Genomic DNA, 18,980 nt, shown 5'->3' with positions numbered 1-18,980 from the left:
ATGGGACAAAAAACAGAGTGTGAGATTCAAAAAGAGTTAGTTTCAAACTTACTCTCAACTGGTGCGACAAATAAAGGATTAAAAAAGTTTAAAGAGTTACTTAATGGAGATTTTTTACTCTTTGCAAATAAAGAAAATGCTTTAGCAAATGAAGCAGAGATGATTTTAAAACTCCAAGAGATAGAAAAGGAATTAGAGATCATTTCAGCTTACCCACTGCTACACACCAAAAATGTGGTAGCAGTTGGTGGAGGTTTTAGTGCAGGTAAGAGTGAGTTTATCAGTAGTTTTATTCAAAGCGATGTTAAATTACCTATCGGAGTAGTACCAACTACTGCTATACCAACTTATGTTTTTCATGAAGAAAAAAGGAATTTTTTAGGGTGTAGTAGCAAGGGTGGTATTGTAGATTTGGAAAAAATTGATGAAGATTTTCAATCAAAACTCTCTCATGACTTCATAAAATCTTTCGATTTTAATCTCAAAGATATTATGCCATACCTTCTTATTGCATCACCACTTTCACATGATCATATATGTTTTGTGGATACTCCAGGATACAACCCAGCAACAATAAGTGATGGTTTTACAAGTGAAGATGTAAAAACTGCAAAAGATTTCCTAGAAAATGCTAATGCCCTGTTATGGCTTATTGGAGGAGATAGTAATGGAACTATTGGAAATACAGATCTTCAATTTCTCGAAAATTTAAATTTAGAAGATAAAAAGCTTTATGTTGTATTTAATAAAGCAGATTTAAAACCGCTTGATGATTTAGAAGATATTTTAGAAGAGATTGCTGAGAGTTTAGAAGATGCAGATATAGATGTAGAGGGGATTAGTGCATATAGTTCTATTATGCAAGAGGAATATACCCACAAAGGAAAAACTCTTGAAGAGTTTTTGCAAAACTGTAACAACTTCATTAGTAAACACCAAGAGTTACTTCAACGGGTATATAGTGTTTATGAAGCTTACCGAGTTGCAACACAAAATAAAATTGATGAGAAAAAAAATGCAAAAGAGGAACTACACTCTCTTTCACTTGATATTTTTGAAGAGGGAATTGATTTAGATAAACCAGTGCATGAAAGAGTAACAAAAATCCAAGAGTATTTTTCTACTGAGCAAGAGGAAGAAAATCTTAAAACTCTTAAAAGTGTTTTTGAAGAGTTTAAAAATAGCATTAACGATGTATTTGGCATAGTAAAAGAGTATATGGATAATGAAACAAAAACACAAGATCCTGTGCAAGAAGAGGATATTGTTATAAAAACTAAGAATATTTTGGAAGCAATTAGCAATATTTTTGGTATAGAATACACTACAGAGATTTTGAATAATCAATATAAAAAAAGTGATGAAATTCATATACTTAAAAAGAAGGATATACTTACTTTTATAAAAGAGATTAATCGCACTATAGAAAAACTTAAAAATAGTGATATAGAAGAGATTCAAAAGAAGATAGAAAGCATACCTAAAATAAAAACAAAGTCGATAGAGGTGCTTAATAAAACATGTAATAGTGAAATAGATACTTTAGAATATGATATAAAAAGTTCTCTGCTTGATAAATTAAATTCATATTTCAGAGATTCAAAACAAGACATATCAAACAGTGAAGGAAGTAAAACTGAAAGCTATACAGTAAGTACATCACCATGGTCTAATCCTTGGAGCTGGGGGGATGATCGGTACGAAACAAGACACAGAACATACACAACAGTAAAAGCTGGACATATCAGAAACTCTTTAGACGAATTGACTGACAAAATAAAGAGTATTGATATAGAAGTAAAACGAACTATAGAAGAATGGAAGAAAAAACTCTTTAAAGATATTGTCCGTACACTTAGAGAAGTTGTGGGAGATTCTAATTTAGAGATTGATCTTTTAAGTAAAACGATTAAACAGATTGTCAATAGTGTCACATACCCAGAAGTGAACTATGGAGGTGGTTTGCCTAGCTCACTTAGAAAAAGTGGTACACTTGAAGGTAGTAGTGCAGAACGATTTATAGATGATGCACGAGACTATGTAGATAATTTAAAAGGACAAGTAAAAAGTGATATTAACAGTTATATCAAAAATTTAGTTCAAAAACTAAAAGAGACTAATATCGCAGACAGTATATTTAAAAAATATGAAAGTGATATGAAAAAGTTTGAAGATGATATAAATAATAAAACAATGATGTTGGAAAAATACAATATGATAGTTTCTGAATTGGAGAAATTATAATGAATGAAACTATAGACAAAATACATCAAGAGGTTGATACTTTAGCAAATCGCTTTTTTTTCGGGAAACAGCCAATAAAACAAAGAATTGCTGAAGAACTTAATGATTTACTCTCTAAGCATAATCAATTAGAACAAGATTTTGAAACATATAAAGAGGATAGTAAAACACGGCTCAATATACTTGAGACATCTTTGCATACCTTTGAAGATAAATTAAAAGAGCATTTATTAAAAACTCAACTTATCTCTAAATTGCTATCAGCTTCCACAAATAACAAAGGTTTGCAAGAATTTAAACATTTGCTTTATAATGATTTTATGGAGTTTGCAAATAAAGAAAATGCTTTAGCAAATGAAGCAGAGATGATTTTAAAACTCCAAGAGATAGAAAAGGAATTAGAGATCATTTCAGCTTACCCACTGCTACACACCAAAAATGTGGTAGCAGTTGGTGGAGGTTTTAGTGCAGGTAAGAGTGAGTTTATCAGTAGTTTTATTCAAAGCGATGTTAAGTTACCTATAGGGGTAGTACCAACTACTGCTATACCAACTTATGTTTTTCATGAAGAAATAGAACTTTATTTAGGCTGTAGCTCAAATGGTGGACTTGTCCATCTTAGTGATATAGATAAAGATTTTCAATCAAAACTCTCTCATGACTTCATAAAATCTTTCGATTTTAATCTCAAAGATATTATGCCATACATGATGATGGGTGTCAAAATTGATCATGATCATATTTGTTTTATAGACACTCCAGGATATAATCCAGCAACAATAAGTGATGGTTTTACAAGTGAAGATGTAAAAACTGCAAAAGATTTCTTAGAAAATGCTAACGCTTTAGTATGGCTTATTGGAGCTGATGCAAATGGGACTATATCTGCTAGTGATTTAGAATTTCTGGATGATCTTAATATTGAAGATAAAAAACTTTATATTGTGCTAAACAAAGCAGATTTAAAATCTCCTGATGATTTAGAAGATATTTTGGATGAAATAGAAGAAAGCCTTGAAGAATATGATATTGAGTTTGAAGGCATTAGTGCATATAGTTCTGTTTTGAAAGAAACTTATTGTACTCGTGGTATATCATTAGATGATTTTTTTATAAATAGTGACAAAGAAGCAAACAAGCAAAAAGAGCTTACAAGTAAATTATATCAAGTGACGAATGCATATAAAAATGCTATTTTACAAAGCAAGAAAAGAAAAGAATCAGCAAAAGATGAGCTACATTCTTTATCATTAGATTTGCTAGAAACTGATCTTGAATTGGTAGATACACTTTCAGATCGTATTGAAACTTTAAAGAAACTTTTTTTAAGCGAAGAAGAAGATGAAAATTTAAAACAACTTGAAAATATAACAAAAAAACTAGATGCAGCAATTCAAAAGGTATTTCATTAGTAAAATTAAAGCTGAAGGATAAGTGTGTTTTTATGGTTTATAATATTATAAGAATTATTTAATTTCAACTCAAAAATCCAATAACAAATATTTGAAAAGTGACTTAGAAAGGTTAAAGCTAAAATGATAGATAGAGTAAAAAAGATATTGCAAATCCTAAAAAAGGATTTGCATGAAAGAGATGAGATTATAGAAGTAGCTTTTTTATCTGCACTTGTTGGAGAAAATATTTTTTTATATGGACCTCCAGGTGTCGCAAAGAGCTTAATATCTCGGAGAATTTCGAGTGCATTTGAAAGTGAGAACTATTTTGAATACTTAATGCAAAAGTTTAGCACCCCTGAAGAGGTTTTTGGACCAATATCGCTAAGCGAGCTTAAAAAAGATAACTACCTTAGAAAAACAAAAGGATATCTTCCTGAAGCAGATTTTGGGTTTTTGGATGAGATTTGGAAAAGTAATCCTGCTATTTTAAATACACTACTTACTATCATCAATGAAAAAAAATTTAAAAATGGCGATAAGATAGAAGATGTTCCACTAAAGGTACTTATAAGTGCATCAAACGAAACCCCACCACAAAATCAAGGTCTTGAAGCTTTATACGATAGGTTTTTGGTACGGTTATCTGTAGAACCATTAAAATCAAGAGATAGTTTTGAGAGTATTTTACAACAAGGAAATTTAGATAGTTTCGTAGATGTTGCAGAACATTTAAAAATCAAAGCTGATGAATGGAGAGGTTTTAAAGATAAAATAAATAAAGTAACCATTTCTCAAGACTGCTTTAACATCATAAATGCAATACGACTAGAAATAGTTGAACACAATGAGAAAAGTGATGAAAAAGATATATTATATATCTCAGATAGAAGATGGCAAAAAGCAGGACTGCTACTAAAAGCAAGTGCATTTTTTTGCGATAGAGATACAACAAATATAGTAGATTGTTTTTTGCTTGAGTATTGTTTATGGAGCAAACCAAAAGAGGTTGAAGTGATAAACAAAATATATAATGCCCCTAAAATCTAAGACAACAATTCAGTAAGATTTATTTTCAAAAAAGTTAAAATAATAAGAATTATGGAGATGAAATTATGAGTAGAAAAAAAGGTCAAACTTACACAGCTGAACAAAAAACAAAAATAGTCTTAGAGATGCTAAAAGAGGAGATGACAACAAGTCAATTAGCCTCGAAGTATGGGGTAACATCACAATCATTAGGGAAATGGAAACAGCAGTTTTTAGAAAATGCTTCTTTAGCATTTGATGTTGGCGGAGCTACCAAAGCCTATAAAGATGAGATAGAAGAGCTTAAATCTGAAAATGAGCAGTTGGCTAAAGCACTCGGCAAGGCAACTGTAAAGGCGGAGTGGGCAGTGGGAAAGTTAAAGAGCTTGGACTTGATTGAAAAAAGAGCTCTGATAGAGTCCAGGCATAAACAACTTTCAATATCAGAGCAGTGTGAACTTATTGGTGTCAGTAGAAGTAGTTTTTACTATAACCCCGTGCCTATAAGTGCAGAGAATATAAAAATACTCCATAAAATCGATGAAATCGCTACTGATAATTCAGAATATGGGTATCGACTCATCTATGAACAACTCAAAGAGGATGGCTACAATATTGGAAGAAATAGAGTGCTCAAATATATGGGGATTTTAGGGATACAAGCGATATATCCAACAAAGAAAAGAGTCACAAGTATCAAACATCCCCAACATCAAGTATATGAATATTTGCTCAAGCAGTACTGGACTCAAAACGGCAAGAAAAAAACAGTGTATGTCTCAACACCAAATGAAGTGTGGAGTGGAGATATTACCTATATTCGCATCAATGGTGGGTTTATGTATCTTGCTGCTATTATCGACTGGCACAGTAAAGCTGTGCTTGCATATAAAATCTCTAACAGTATGGATGCAACACTTGCCACAGATGTACTTCAAGAGGCACTTGCAAAGTATCCTAAGCCTAAGATATTTAACTCTGATCAGGGGAGCCAGTATACAAGTTATGAGCACACCCAATTACTCAAAAAACATGATATCCAAATATCAATGAATGGCAGAGGCAGAAGTATCGATAATATCGTAATTGAGAGATTCTTCAGAACTCTCAAGCACAGCAATATCTATATAAATGATTATATAACAATCAAAGATTTAAAAGAAGGAGTAGCAGCATATATACACAAATATAATTTTAAAAGATTTCATTCAAGTATAAACTATCAAAAACCAATGAATGTTTATCTTGAATATCTAAAAAATGTGGCATAGGGTAACAGATGAAGATGAAATTAAATTTCTGGAGAAGTTGTCTTGATTTTTAGGGGCATTATAATAGTTACTGAAGCCATAGACAATGTAGGGATGGATAGTGGTGTTAATATAAATAGATTAAAACAAGATGTTAGCAGTATCAATAGCCGAATAAAAGATGAATTGTATTATCAAGAAGATGTGTATAACATTTTAGAAGTAAACAAAAAAAGATATTTTATAGCCAATATACAAATAAAAACAAATAAATTTCACAATTGTTATATCCCTTTTGATAAATTTAAAACAGACAAGGAATTTCATCCATATGATGCAAAATTCAAAGAATTAAAATGGATAAAATGTAACTTTAATGGCACAGCAAAGTGTGAAATATCTGTAAATATAAAAGGAAAAGAAGATAGTTATTATCTTTCAAGTGGCTATTATTGGGACTATGATACAGAATTTGAGCCTAAAATCTTACATAAAAAAGGTGAATTTAAAACACGCTCACACATAGAAGAGCGACTTGTTGATCTATTTGTAGATGAGATTTCAAACATAACTCAACAACTACAGTCTAGCTTAAAAATCATCCAACAAAAAGAAAGAGAATATTCAAAAACAGCATACAGCCCTTTTACATCCCAAGAAAATATAGAACTTGTAACTAAAAATATTACAGCACAAGTTGAGGAAGTCGAGGTGTATATAAAAGATATCATATCTTCTACTGCTATTTTAAAGAAAGCTCGACAAATACTAGAGCAACCTATAAAGTTATATCCTTTACTACAAAATGGCTTATATGGATATATAGATGAATACGGTAAGATGATTATAAATCCACAATTTGATGATGCATATCAATTCAAAAGTGGAATGGCAATAGTAGAAATAGATAGTAAATATGGGTTTATAGATGAATATGGGAAAATGATTTTTAAATCCTTATTTAACTACATTGGCAATTTTATAAATGGACTAGCAAAAGTAAAAAAAGATGGTAAATATGGATTTATAAATGATAAATTTGAAACAGTTCTTGAGCCTCAATTTGATAGAATTGGAGACTTTAAAGATGGTTTTGCAGAGGTAAAATTAGACGGTAAAAAAGGGTTTATAAACGATGAGTTTGAAACAGTTCTTGAACCTCAATTTGATAGTATTGGAATTTTTAAAGATGGTTTTGCAGAAATTGAATTAGATAATAAATATGGAGTTATAAATAATAAATTTGAAATAATTATAAAGCCTGAATATGATGAAATTTATGAATATAAAGATGGATTAGCAAGAGTAGAAAAAGATAGCAGATATAGTCTTATAGACAAAAAAGGAGAGATAGTTTTTAAATCATCTTTTAGTTACATTGACAATTTCATAAATGGACTAGCAAAAGTAAAAAAAGATGGTAAATATGGATTTATAAACGATAAATTTGAAACAGTTCTTGAGCCTCAATTTGATAGAATTGGAGATTTTAAAGATGGTTTTGCAGAGGTAAAATTAGACGGTAAAAAAGGATTTATAAACGATGAGTTTGAAACAGTTCTTGAACCTCAATTTGATAGTATTGGAATTTTTAAAGATGGTTTTGCAGAAATTGAGCTAAATGATAAGTATGGATTAATCGATGAAAATAGAGAAATAATACTAGAGCCTATATATGATTATGTAAAAACTTTCCCAGATAAAATTGCAATAATTGAACAAAATAATAAAAGTGGTTTATTAGATAGCAAAGGTAATATAATTCTTAAACCTATATATGATTGTATTTATGATTTTCAAGCTGGCATTGCAATAATTAGACAGAATAACCAAAAAGGACTTATTGATAAAAATGGTCGAATTCTATTACGACCTTATTATGAAGATATTTATGATTTTCAAGGTGGAATAGCAAGAGTAAAGCTAAATGGAAGATATGGTTTTATAAATAAAAATGGGAAATTAGTTTTAGAGCCTAGATTTGATTATGTTGGTGAGTTTTGCAAAGGATTAGCTCCTGCTAAAATTGATAGTAAATTTGTAATTATCAATGAACAATTTGATATAGTTTTTGGTCCTGAAGATAATTATTATGTGAATTTTGATCGGATTGATGATTTTAAAAATGGCTTTGCTGAAGTGGAATTAAATAACAAAAAAGGACTTATTGATACAAATGGCAATATTGTTATCAAACCTCAATTTGATTATATTCAAGACTTTGAAGATGGATTTGCTGAAGTGGAATTAAATAACAAAAGAGGACTTATTGATAAAAATGGCAATATTGTTATCAAACCTCAATTTGATTATATTCAAGACTTTGAAGATGGATTTGCTGAAGTGGAATTAAATAACAAAAGAGGACTTATTGATAAAAATGGCAATATTATTATCAAGCCTCAATTTAATTTTATTTACAAGTTTGAAAATGGATTTGCTCATGTAATATTAGATGGTAAATTTGGACTAATTAATAAGAATGGAGACCTAGTTTTAAAACCAGAATTAAATAGCATTAGCATTTATGATAACTTTCTCATAGCAAAAGTTGATGATGAAAATGAAGTTTATATAAGCTTTGATAAATTAAAAGAAAACAATGCTAAATAACTTAGAAAAAAAATTTAGTGTATTAAACAACGAAAGTATAAGACAGAAGAGTATTTTAAAAATTAAAAAGTATCAAAGTGATTTAAAAAGAGAAAAATTACTTAATGATCCTTTTTATGAAAATAGAAAAAAACTCAAAAAAAACATAGCTTCTACAAAAATTAAAAAGAATTCGTTTATAGAAGATTTTAAAAAATATATATCTGATTATGAAGAGCTTGAAAATATAGCAAAAGAGAAGTTTATAGATATTGATTTTTTTTACAAAGAGGTAGAAAAACTAGAAAATATAGCTTTAGAAAAAAAGCAAAAGAAAAAATCTTTAGCTGTTGAGTTTGATAAAAGGATTCAAAAAGATATAAAGATAAACACAAAATTGCTTTTTGAAAAATGGCAAAAAGACCTCAATAACTCTTATGATAAATGGGCTTTGATGTTTGAGAAAGAAAAAGAGAAACTCTTTTTAGATGATTTAATCTCTTGGCTTAAAAAACTTCAAAAGGTTTCTGATACCTTAGAGGCTACAAATCTTGGAGATAGTTTACTTTTTGATTTTGACAATGGAGCTTTAAATGAGCAAGATCTACAAGAAATATTGAGATGGGCTGATTTTATCAGTAGTAGTAAAAATATTCAAAAACTTTGTGACATGTTAGGAAGACTTAAAAAAGCTTCAAAACTAAAAAAGAAAGAGTTAGCAAAAGTTACAAAAGAGATAAAAACTTTTACAAAAGTAACCACATCAAAAAATGAGATTTCGGGTTTAAAATTTGGTAAAGATATACAATATGCACTACCATCTGAACTTTCTATGATAGATGATGAAGAGTTTTCTATACTGTTTGATAAAAAGTTTGTAGAAGGTACTTTACTTTGCTTTGATAGTAATGTAATAGGTGAAATTGATATAGAAAGTGTCTCTTTGCAAGAGTTTCAAAAGTATATAGAAAAAGAAGAGCAAGAGAAATTGGGTCCAATAGTAATATGTGTAGATACAAGTGGTTCTATGAGTGGTGAGCCAGAAAATATAGCAAAAGCAGTAACTCTAAGTATAGCCTCAAGAGCAAAAGAAAAAAATAGAGAGTGTTTTTTGATAAACTTTTCTACATCTATAGAATTGTTTGATTTCTCACAAAAACAAGGAATATCGCAACTTGTTGAATTTTTAAAAAAATCATTTCATGGTGGTACAGATGTAGCTCCAGCACTAGAATATGCAGTAAAAAAACTTCAAGAGGATAAATTTAAAAATGGAGATTTACTCGTAATATCTGATTTTCAAATGGGCAGCATAAATAAAGATTTACAAGAAAAAATAAAGTTCTTAAAAGAACAAAAAAATAAGTTTTACTCATTAGTTATTGGCAATTATACTACAAATCAACTTGATATTTTTGATAAAGAGTGGTTATTTAATCTTAATAGCAATGATATAATAGAGATAGATGATATAGCAAGAAGGTTTTAACATGGATGATAAAGATAAACTCAACTTAGTAGCAAAACTTATAGATTCAAAGACACAAAATAGATATTTCAAAGAGTTTACAGATGTTTTATACAATGATTTTTTAGAATTTTCAAATGCGGACAATCATTTAGCAAATGAAACAAAACTCTTTTTAAATCTAAAGGCTATAGAAAAAGAGTTAGGGGTAATTTCTGCTTATCCTGACCTTTATAATAAAAATATCATAGCTGTTGGTGGTGGATTTAGCTCTGGTAAAAGTGAATTTATAAGCAGCTTTCTACAAACATCTCTCAAGCTTCCAATAGGAGTTGTACCAACTACAGCAATTCCGACTTTTGTGATAGAAAATGACGATAATAAAGTATTGGCAATTTCTTTCAAAAACACCAATATAGAGGTAGATAAAGAGTTTCATAAAAAGCTATCACACAATTTCATCTCTTCGTTTGGTTTTAACCTTAAAGAACTTATGCCTTTTATGATTATTGCATCCAAAATGAAGTATGACAAAATCTGCTTTTTAGACACCCCAGGATACAATCCAGCAGATAGTAGTGAAAGCTTTACAGAAGAGGATGTGAATACTTCAAAAGAGTTTTTACAAAATTCAAATACTTTAATTTGGCTGATAGGACTAGATAGCAATGGAACAATATCTAGTAGTGATTTAGAGTTTTTAGAAGCTCTTGAGCTTGAAAACAAGGACCTCTTTATCGTGCTTAACAAAGCAGATTTAAAACCGAAAGATGATTTGGAAGATATAATACAAAGTGTATGTGAATACCTAGATGATGATGACATAAATTTTAGTGGTGTTAGTGCTTTTAGTTCTACAATGCAAGAAGAATTTGTTTATGAAAAAAAATCACTCTTAGAGTTTTTAGACAACAAAAATATCAACTCCATCAAGTATGATGAAATCAGTAATAAACTTAAAAATATCTATTGTGCTTATAAATATGCACTCATCAAAAAAGAGAAAGAAAATGAAGCACAATATAGCTATATAAAATCTATTTTACTCGATATGATGGAAAATTCTGATGATGAAAGTATAGCTTATGATAAAATTCAAAAGTTACAGGCTAATTTTAAATTAAACAATCCCAACGAAAGAATAAAAAAATTAGATAGAGTATTTGAAAAACTTCAAAGCAAAATTGATGGTATCTTTTCAAAAAAAGCAAATTTTAATTTTGAAGAATTAGATATAGGAGAAATTGAAATAGATTTTGAAGCATCGAAAAAAGAAGATCAGTTTGAAACAGTTGAAGATAAAGATTTTTTAATAGATGAGCTAAATGATTGTATAAATAGTTTAAAATAAAAATAGTAGATTTTTCATGCAATTAATTAGAATTATGCTATACTGATGTAAAATTAAAATGCAAAAAGGATATGTATGATTAATATAACACTTTCTAATTTGCGAAATAGCTCAAACTTTTTTGATATAGATGATATAGCTACCATAGTTAATGGTAGAAAAAAAGAGGAGATTGGCTACTTTGTACCTAAAATGTTTAAAGAAGAGTTTGAAAATTTCATGCAAGATTTAGAAAAAAAACGAAAGCTAAAACTATTAAAAAGAGTAGCTAATGCTTCCAAAAAAGACACAATAGAAGATGGAGCTGTTGCTGATGGTATTGAATAGAGGAGATATTTGTTTAGTTAATTTCAATCCAGCAAAAGGTGCTGAGATGGGTAAGCTTAGACCCGCTATTATTATCAGTGAAAAAGAGGATAACGAGATTTTAGATACAGTTATTGTTATTCCACTCTCAACTGTAATAGAACCAAATACTTTACCATATAGATATACAATAACTCCAAGAGATAAATTGGAAAAAAAGAGTGATGCTTGTATTTATGAGATAAGAGCTTTGAGTAAAATACGGATCAAAGAAAAACTATCAAAGATTACACATAATGAATTAACAATAATTCAAAAATCTCTATGCCAAATTGTGGGGTAAAATGAAAAATATATTAGTATTATACAATCCGTATTATCAGGAAAATGTTATAGAACAACACTTAGAGATACTGAAAAATAATGGTAGTGTTGCTTTTGGAAAATTAAGATCAAAACTAAGAGATTATGAACATCCATCTCAAAATCTACTCAATGAACTCTATAGTGAAGTATCGCAAGATACTCCACTGCAGCTCTTTTTGACAGATTATAATAGTATGTATGTTGCACATGTTGTAGCTGTGAAAGAAGATAAAAGTAAAGATATAGAAGCACCTAAATATTACGATGAATTTGATGTAGAGAAATGGTATATTATAGATGATTTACGATTAATAGTAAGTAACGATTTTCAGCTTATCAGAGATAATATCCTAGCTAACTTTCTAGCTACAAACTTCAACAATAGAACTTATGCAATATATGGAAACAAATATGTTTATCCAATGCAAGTAACGATGAAAGAGGAGATAAACTATTTTGAAAAAGAGGATGAAAATTTTAAATACTACACAAATATATTCAAATCAGATTTAGAACTAGAGATAAAACAATCTCTAATTGATTTTTCTTTTGGAGTGGAGATATTTTATAGTTATCATGCAAACACACAAGATAATGTTATAAGTGCAGAGATAGAATATTTACAAAATAAACACAATACTCTATATGATTTTAGTTCTGTAGTTATAAAATACTCAAAAGCTGTAGAGCTGGAACTACATAGATTTATGAAAATACTTTTTCAATATCTAACATCTCAAGAGGAGAAACTCCAAGAGTTGCCCTATACTATACAGGGAAACGATTATCGATTGGCAGATATACAAGAGCATAAGGCAAATTACGGTACATATAAGTATCTAATCAAAAACCCTGAAATAAAAAATGCTATAAACAATTATATACATAATGGCACTCTAAGATATTTCATATTTTCCACTATCCCATACTTTATAAAAACAATGCAAAATGTTAGAAATGAATCGGTGCATGGTGCTTCAATAAGCTTGGCAGAATGTACAAAAATAAGAGACAGTATGCTTGGTATCGGTAAAAGTAGTTTTTTAGGTGATTTAATTGTTTATAAAAAAAGTTTTTAAAGGATATATATGCCAGTTAGACCAGAACCAATCGTAGAAGAGTGTCCAAAATGTGGATATTCAAGAGTTGTACACTTAAAGAGCGATGCAATAAATCCTATGGAGTTTACATTACAATGCCCAAAATGTGGTGCAGAACTAGAGCTTAGAAATTTATCGACTTTTGAGAAAATACTCGATTCTTTTAAATTGTCGTAAAATACCAAAACAAGGAATATAATAAATGAACAATCAAGAAATAAAAGAACATTACAAATGGCTAACAACTGGGACAAAAGAGTGCATAACACTTGATAAACCCGTCATTCCGCAGTAAAAAAATAATAAACACAAAGGCACATTAATTGCTTAGAAAAGTCCTAAAAACAGGACTTTATATGCGAAGCGAATCAATAAAAATAAAAAATATGGATCACTTAGGTTTAGTTGCTGGTATGATTGATGAATTAGAGATTGTTAAATGTGTTGATAATGAGATAGTGTCAAAAAGCCATAAGAAAAATCTCTCTTATGGAACACTTATAAAAGCGATGATTTTAAATGGTTTAGGATATGTCAACAAACGCCTCTATCTTACCCATAAGTTTTTTGAAGATAAACCACAGAGACCACCATCCAGAGCTTAATCAAGTAGTCCTTAACCTTATTACAGAACACCAAGCAGGAATACCTTTAATGATGCAAGCAGCTGATGGAAACCAAGTAGATACACAAGCCTTTAGCACTATAGTAAAAAGCCATATCGAATCACTCAAAAGCGCTTCTCATCAACATATTACCCTCATAGCCGATGCAGCACTCTATACTACACTAATACTCAAACATCTCAAAACACAAAAGATAGACTTTATCTCCCGTATTCCTATGCGTCTTAAAAAAGCAAAAGAGTTTGTCCAAACCTCCACAAACCAAACCTTTAACTCTATTGATGAGAACTACAGCTATATCAAACAGACACTTACCTATGAAGATATCCCTCAACAGTGGATACTCTATCGAAGTGGATATACACAAACGAAACAAAGTAGCACCATTAAAAAGGAGCTGTTGCAAAAAAGCCTCAAAGAGGCTAAAGAGATAAAAAGACTCACCAAACTGCATATGACGGAGCATCCGGCCACCCAACGCGTTTTAAATCGGACACCAAGAAAGGGAATATTTTCTGTAACGCCATTTTAGCATAAAGTGTCCGAATGATTTTTTAATATTCGTCAGTTTTGATGCTCGATTTGAGTTTTCGCATCGATGGACCACTCAGTTCTATCCTATGGGAGGAGTGAACAATTCTGTCTAAAATTGCATCTGCAATGGTGTTGTTGTTGAGATAGTTATACCACTCACTTACAGGAAGCTGTGAAGTGATAATTGTAGAATTAATCTGCGTTCTGTCCTCTATGATCTCAAAGAGATTCGTTGCATCATCTTCACCCATAGGTATCACACCGAAGTCATCAAGAATCAGCAGTTTAAATCTTGAATACTTTTTAAGCAGATTAGTATAAGTGCCATCCAACCTTGCAATTTTTATCTCCTCAAGCAATGAAGGGGTTCTTACATAGTAGGCTTTGTACCCATCAAATATAGCCTTATTGGCAAACGCTTGAGCGAGATAGCTTTTCCCAGTCCCAGTTTTACCGGTAATGATGATGTTCTGTCTGGCATCGATGAAGTTGAGTGAAGATAGTGATCTGATCTGTGCTTTGTTGATCCCTCTTTGTGGTGTGTAATCTATAGCATCGAGTGCTGCTTGCTTATCTTTGATTTTTGAGAGTCTGTGATTCATGATGATGCGTTTATTGCGTAAAAATATATCCTGCGCATCAAGAAGCTGATAGAGTCTTTCACTAAACCCCATAGAATCGTAGTTGATATCCTCCATCTGTTGCAAATATGCCTCTTTAAAGCCCTTATAACCAAGTTCTGTCAGTTTGTTGATAACGGTAGTGTGATTCATTCTTTTGTCCTTGTTTTCTTTTTATTATTTGATTATTATTTCTATTTGTACTCATCTGCACCGCGGATATTGGAGTGGTTGTTAAAAAGTGCGTAGTGTGATGATGGTTGCACATTATTGGCACTCTCACTCAGATAGAGCTTTTTATCGAGTATCGATCTGATCGACTTTGTGGTTGTGGTGTTGTGCTTTGTGGCATACATCAGCGCCAACTCCAGCTCTGTATTACCATAGAGTTTTGCCAACGATAAGATGGCTACTATTTTATTATACGCCTGTGGTGGATACTCTACTGATGCAAATACATCCTCCACAAACACACTACTGAATTCACCTATATTTTTTGCCCAAGAACGCACTCTTTGCGGATTCATACTCTCGTTTACATACTGATGTTTACTTGGCATATGTTCATGCAGTGTCGAACACTCACCAACTCTTCGCAGGCGTGGATGTGTAGCGATGAGTCTGTTCTTGTGGTAGATATAGACACTTTGTGTGGAGTATCGTACCTCTACCTCCTCTTTGATATATTTGTAAGGTACAGAGTAGTTGCATTTCTCAAGGCTTATATGGTAATCCTGATGCACTTTTGCGATCTTAAACTGTTTATAGGTATAGCTGTTTGCAGGCAGTGGATTAAGATAGGGTGCATCGAGCTCATTAAAGAGCTCTGTTCTACTCTTTTGGAGATGTTTTATAACTTATTATTGTATCTATCGAGCAACTCCGCTATAGCTTCGTTGAGCTCATCGACACTGAAAAACTTATGGTGACGAAAGCGTGCGAGAATGTAGCGTTGAATCGCTTGGACACCCTGTTCTGCTTTTGGCTTGTCTTTTGGCTTTCTTGGGCGTGCTGGATTTACTATGACGCCATAGTGACGATTGAGGTCTGCATAGCTCTCATTGACGACGATACCGTTTTTATTATTGGAGATGATGGCACTTTTGAGATTATCGGGAACTACCACTCTTGGCACTCCGCCAAAGAACCCATAGCACTTGACATGGGAGTAGATGAAGTCCTCCTGTTTTTGACTTGGGGTAGCATGAACAAAGGTGTATCCACTAGCCCCTAGTACGGCTATAAATATCTGTGCATACTCCACTTCACCGGTTCTTTGGTTGTGTATTGGCATAGTAACACCGCTGTAGTCTACAAACATCTTCTCACCCGCAAGGTGTGTCTGGCGCATGGAGGGGTTGAGTTTTTTGACGAAGCGGCGGTAGTATACGCGAAACTGGGTGTACTGATACCCATCCGGATTATCCTCTTTATACTCTTCCCACAACAGATAGAGGGTCACTTTGGTTTTTTTGCGCAGTTTGAGCTCTTGGTGGATATAGTTGAAGTTTGGCATCGCTTTGCGTGAGACAACGACACTGGCTACATCGGGGAAAAACTGTAGTTTGAGTGCATCATCATCTAAAACATCAATCTGCTCTATTGACAATCCAAGCTCTTTAAACCGTTTGATATAATCTGCAACGGTACTTTTGGCTACTCCTGTAGCGTCATGTATCTTTCTGATTGACAAGCCCATACTATGGTACTTTACAATATCACGAACTGATCTCATAGATATAATCCTCATTTTCAACACCCTTGTAAATAAATTTACAAAGAGTGTATTTGAATTTAGAAAATATCTCTTTCTTAAACGAATCTGTGTTGACGCTTTTTTAGTAAAAGTGTCCGAATCATTTCCGTCATCACTGTCCGATTTAAAACCGTCACGGGTGTCCGAACTAAAACGTTATGGGTGTCCGATTAGGTGCGTTTTTTGCACCAAACAACCCTTTTACTGTGAAGCTGATGCAAACAAGGCACTTCAAACATATCAAGAGAAGCTAACAACAGTTGCTATTGCAACAGCAAAGCTCTATCAAAAACCAAAATTTAATTCAAAAGGGAGACCAAAAAAAGATGCTGCAAAGATGCCAAACCTATAGGGTATGAATATTATTGGCACATTGCTATAGCAATGGATAAAGAGCAACTCAAACAAGAGATTGAAGCAGAGGCTGGAGTCTTTATTCTTACAACTAATGATCTTACACTCTCACCCAAAGAGCTTTTAGAAAACTATAAATCGCAACAAAGGGTTGAAAGAGGCTTTAAATTTTTAAAATCACCAGAGTTTTTAAGTGATGCTATGTTTTTAAAAAATCCAAAAAGGATAGAAGCAATGCTTATGATTATGACCCTCTCTTTGCTTGTTTATGCAGCACTTGAATACAAAATAAGAAAAGAGCTCAAATCTCAAAATAAAACCTTTCCAAATCAACTGGGTAAACCTATACAAAACCCAACGACACGATGGGTATTTGAGTGCTTCTTCTCAATTCATATCCTTCTTATGGAAAATCAAAAGATGGTAGTTGGTTTGGATCAAAACCATAGGTTGATTTTAGATCTATTAGGGGAGCGTTTTTGGGAGTTTTATAGGTTTAAAAATATTGGAAAAGTTACTGCGGAATGACGGATAATACTATTTTTCAATTAGATAGTAGTGAATATATTGTTAAATACAGTATCAAATAAGATTTATTTTTTCAATCTTTATCAAAAATATGCAAATTTCAAACCATTTGTTGTAAAAAATTGTTGTAAAACTTTAAAATTCCAAACCTTAAAGCCCTTAAATAAGGGCTAAACTAAAAAAGAAGAGACTAATCCAATAAGTCCTCCAAAGATTTATATATTACTATATTGACATTTAGGCGATATTCGCCTACAATATAAAAAACAAAAAAAGGTTTATCTATGACTCAACAGCAAATTAGCAGATTAATAGATGTACCAGATAGAACTCTGAGGGATTGGAAAAAAAATCGACATAGATTGTATAATCTCTTGGAATCCTTAGAGTATGATGAAGTAAAGCAAAAGATAGGTGCGGTAGATACTGATGATGTAGTTGTTTTTGACCCTAAAGCTTATTCTACTAATCTTTTTTGGCAGACAAACCAAACAAGTGAGCAAAAAGTATATGCTATCATTTCTAATTATCTATCCACTTTAAATAAAGATGATATAAAAATGTTGTGTGATCAGTTTGGTAAAAATTTGGTAAAGAGTGTTTTAGTAGATAAATATAAAAAGATCTATAAAAAAGGCTACCTATCTACAAGTGGTATAGATATACCTCTAAGTGGTGATTTTACCCAAAATGAGGGCTACAAACAAATATTAAGTATTATAAATGACTGTTAATGTAAAAAAAGCTCTCCAAAAGATTTGCGATAATGATATATTAGAAGATGAGTTGTACTTTGTAGGAGGTACAGCTCTTAGCTTCTATCTAAATCATAGAATTTCTGAAGATATCGACATAATATCGAGCAAAACATTAAACCATAAAAAAATTATACCAAGTATGAGTGTTTTGGGGGCAAAACAGCTTCAAGATGAAAATGTGACCGCTCTAAGAATGGCAGGACTTTTTCCTGATGAGTATATGATAAAATTTGTACTAGATAATGTCAAATTGGAGTTTTTTCAAGCTTCTAGACCTATTCAAAGAGAGATATTAAAAGATGCTACTTTTACCAATTTTGAAAACTCAAAACTAAAAATACTTGATCTAAAGTCTATCGCAAAATTAAAACTTGTTGCACTCATTATGAGGGATAAATCAAGAGATTTGTTTGACTTTAGCTCTATTTTGGAAAATAGTGTATTAAGCAATGAAGAGCTTATTGTATTGTTTAACAAGATTGATAATAAAATAAACTCTGTAGAGGATATTATAAATTTTATAAATAAAAAAGAAGAGTCAAAAGATGATGAAGCTGTTTATCTTAATGAAACAAATAGAATTGATTTAAGTTTTGAGGAGATTAAACATAGAGCAGTAGAATTACTACAATAAGCTCAATCTCGATTATTGTCTCACTCAAAGATGCTCTAGTAACTTTTTAAATTGCAATATTCTTATATCT

Annotated in this window: 19 protein-coding genes; 16 read left to right on the top strand and 3 right to left on the bottom strand. The window is 31.3% G+C overall.

All coding sequences use genetic code 11. The annotated features are described in order from the left end of the window. From MLC52_RS07135 to MLC52_RS07075, 13 genes are all read left to right on the top strand, one after another. Window positions 1-2,244 (top strand): dynamin family protein, encoded by a 2,244-nt coding sequence (locus MLC52_RS07135; protein WP_434579808.1) that lies wholly within the window; start codon window positions 1-3, stop codon window positions 2,242-2,244. Continuing rightward, complete coding sequence (locus MLC52_RS07130) at window positions 2,244-3,656, top strand: dynamin family protein (RefSeq protein WP_434579806.1); 1,413 nt, start codon at window positions 2,244-2,246, stop codon at window positions 3,654-3,656. Before MLC52_RS07135 ends, MLC52_RS07130 begins: the two co-directional genes overlap by 1 nt. A 123-nt stretch (window positions 3,657-3,779) precedes the next feature. Beyond that, complete coding sequence (locus MLC52_RS07125) at window positions 3,780-4,688, top strand: AAA family ATPase (RefSeq protein WP_434579805.1); 909 nt, start codon at window positions 3,780-3,782, stop codon at window positions 4,686-4,688. Window positions 4,689-4,753: 65 nt separating this feature from the next. Continuing rightward, a complete protein-coding gene (locus MLC52_RS07120; protein ID WP_434579643.1) occupies window positions 4,754-5,938 on the top strand; it encodes an IS3 family transposase in 1,185 nt (394 codons plus the stop codon). A 93-nt stretch (window positions 5,939-6,031) separates the two neighbouring features. Continuing rightward, entirely contained in the window at window positions 6,032-8,530 is a 2,499-nt protein-coding gene (locus MLC52_RS07115) for a WG repeat-containing protein (RefSeq protein WP_434579802.1), read from the top strand. Beyond that, complete coding sequence (locus MLC52_RS07110; RefSeq protein WP_434579800.1) at window positions 8,520-9,998, top strand: VWA domain-containing protein; 1,479 nt, start codon at window positions 8,520-8,522, stop codon at window positions 9,996-9,998. The genes MLC52_RS07115 and MLC52_RS07110 overlap by 11 nt, the downstream gene beginning before the upstream one ends. A 1-nt stretch (window position 9,999) precedes the next feature. After that, entirely contained in the window at window positions 10,000-11,328 is a 1,329-nt protein-coding gene (locus MLC52_RS07105; RefSeq protein ID WP_434579799.1) for a dynamin family protein, read from the top strand. A gap of 75 nt (window positions 11,329-11,403) precedes the next feature. Next, on the top strand, window positions 11,404-11,655 hold the full coding sequence (locus MLC52_RS07100; protein WP_434579798.1) for a hypothetical protein: 252 nt from the start codon (window positions 11,404-11,406) through the stop codon (window positions 11,653-11,655). Then, window positions 11,642-11,977, top strand: coding sequence for a type II toxin-antitoxin system PemK/MazF family toxin (locus tag MLC52_RS07095; protein WP_434579796.1), 336 nt, complete (start codon window positions 11,642-11,644; stop codon window positions 11,975-11,977). The genes MLC52_RS07100 and MLC52_RS07095 overlap by 14 nt, the downstream gene beginning before the upstream one ends. 1 nt (window position 11,978) lies before the next feature. Beyond that, window positions 11,979-13,079 (top strand): HP0729 family protein, encoded by a 1,101-nt coding sequence (locus tag MLC52_RS07090; RefSeq protein WP_434579795.1) that lies wholly within the window; start codon window positions 11,979-11,981, stop codon window positions 13,077-13,079. Window positions 13,080-13,088: 9 nt separating this feature from the next. Next, complete coding sequence (locus MLC52_RS07085) at window positions 13,089-13,277, top strand: hypothetical protein (protein ID WP_434579793.1); 189 nt, start codon at window positions 13,089-13,091, stop codon at window positions 13,275-13,277. A gap of 209 nt (window positions 13,278-13,486) precedes the next feature. After that, window positions 13,487-13,705: a DUF4277 domain-containing protein gene (locus tag MLC52_RS07080; RefSeq protein ID WP_434579791.1), complete on the top strand. Its 219-nt coding sequence runs from the start codon at window positions 13,487-13,489 to the stop codon at window positions 13,703-13,705. Continuing rightward, window positions 13,632-14,258, top strand: coding sequence for an IS1634 family transposase (locus MLC52_RS07075; RefSeq protein WP_434579790.1), 627 nt, complete (start codon window positions 13,632-13,634; stop codon window positions 14,256-14,258). The genes MLC52_RS07080 and MLC52_RS07075 overlap by 74 nt, the downstream gene beginning before the upstream one ends. 22 nt (window positions 14,259-14,280) lie before the next feature. Here the strand turns inward: MLC52_RS07075 and istB are convergent, their stop codons facing one another. The 3 genes from istB to istA all read right to left on the bottom strand — a co-directional run bounded on the left by istB (window position 14,281) and on the right by istA (window position 16,615). Next, window positions 14,281-15,033 (bottom strand): IS21-like element helper ATPase IstB, encoded by a 753-nt coding sequence (gene istB, locus MLC52_RS07070; RefSeq protein WP_434579771.1) that lies wholly within the window; start codon window positions 15,031-15,033, stop codon window positions 14,281-14,283. Window positions 15,034-15,074: 41 nt separating this feature from the next. Continuing rightward, window positions 15,075-15,623: a Mu transposase domain-containing protein gene (locus MLC52_RS07065; protein ID WP_434579788.1), complete on the bottom strand. Its 549-nt coding sequence runs from the start codon at window positions 15,621-15,623 to the stop codon at window positions 15,075-15,077. Window positions 15,624-15,730: 107 nt separating this feature from the next. Next, the gene (istA, locus tag MLC52_RS07060) at window positions 15,731-16,615 is read right to left on the bottom strand and encodes an IS21 family transposase (RefSeq protein ID WP_434579786.1); all 885 of its coding nucleotides are present in this window, start codon (window positions 16,613-16,615) and stop codon (window positions 15,731-15,733) included. Between the two features lie 369 nt (window positions 16,616-16,984). On the opposite strand from istA, the gene MLC52_RS07055 reads away from it, so the two are divergent. The 3 genes from MLC52_RS07055 (at window position 16,985) to MLC52_RS07045 (ending at window position 18,910) form a co-directional block, all read left to right on the top strand. Further along, window positions 16,985-17,518, top strand: a complete 534-nt coding sequence (locus tag MLC52_RS07055) for an IS1634 family transposase (RefSeq protein WP_434581629.1) — start codon at window positions 16,985-16,987, stop codon at window positions 17,516-17,518. A gap of 284 nt (window positions 17,519-17,802) precedes the next feature. Further along, window positions 17,803-18,252 (top strand): hypothetical protein, encoded by a 450-nt coding sequence (locus tag MLC52_RS07050; RefSeq protein WP_434579784.1) that lies wholly within the window; start codon window positions 17,803-17,805, stop codon window positions 18,250-18,252. After that, on the top strand, window positions 18,242-18,910 hold the full coding sequence (locus MLC52_RS07045) for a nucleotidyl transferase AbiEii/AbiGii toxin family protein (RefSeq protein WP_434579782.1): 669 nt from the start codon (window positions 18,242-18,244) through the stop codon (window positions 18,908-18,910). The genes MLC52_RS07050 and MLC52_RS07045 overlap by 11 nt, the downstream gene beginning before the upstream one ends. Window positions 18,911-18,980 lie beyond the last annotated feature (70 nt).

It is taken from the genome of Sulfurimonas sp. NW15 (assembly GCF_051132285.1).
Lineage (GTDB): Bacteria > Campylobacterota > Campylobacteria > Campylobacterales > Sulfurimonadaceae > Sulfurimonas > Sulfurimonas hydrogeniphila.
Note: the sequence above shows the minus strand (reverse complement) of the source record. Positions and strands in the feature narration are given on the sequence as shown.